The organism is Pseudomonas sp. KCJK9058 (assembly GCF_046230975.1).
GTDB lineage: Bacteria > Pseudomonadota > Gammaproteobacteria > Pseudomonadales > Pseudomonadaceae > Aquipseudomonas > Aquipseudomonas alloputida.
Map to the genome: position 1 here is coordinate 1 of NZ_JBJJLR010000129.1, position 481 is coordinate 481.

1 pseudogene is annotated in these 481 nt (G+C 60.7%); it reads right to left on the reverse strand.

The annotated features are described in order from the left end of the window. Positions 1-481, reverse strand: a pseudogene (locus tag ACK59Z_RS25900) (acetolactate synthase large subunit); the annotation flags it as partial.

The window sequence follows — 481 nt, forward strand, 5'->3', positions numbered from 1 at the left end:
CTCACGGATGGCCATCAGGCGGGTGAAGTCCCAGTGCGAAGTGTCGTTCAGCGCTTCACTGATCTGCCATACGGCGTTGGCGATGTCGCCAATCACTTCTACTTGCGGGAAGTACACGGCATCGACTTCGGCAGAGCGGAAGTTGATGTGGATGACTTCGGTGCCGCCACGGACCATGAAGAACGGCGGCTTCTCGATCACATCGTGGCCGATGTTGATGATCAGGTCGGCGGCTTCGACGGCGCGGTGAACGAAGTCGCCCGACGACAGCGCAGCGTTGCCAAGGAAGCGCGGGTGGCGCTCATCGACCACGCCTTTACCCATCTGGGTGGTGATGAACGGGATGCCGGTCTTGTCGATCAGCTGCTTGAGGACCTTGGCGGTCATCTTGCGGTTGGCACCGGCACCGATCACCAGGATCGGGTTACGCGCGTTCTGCAGTTTTTCGACGGCAGCTTCGATGGCCACATGCTCGGCCAGG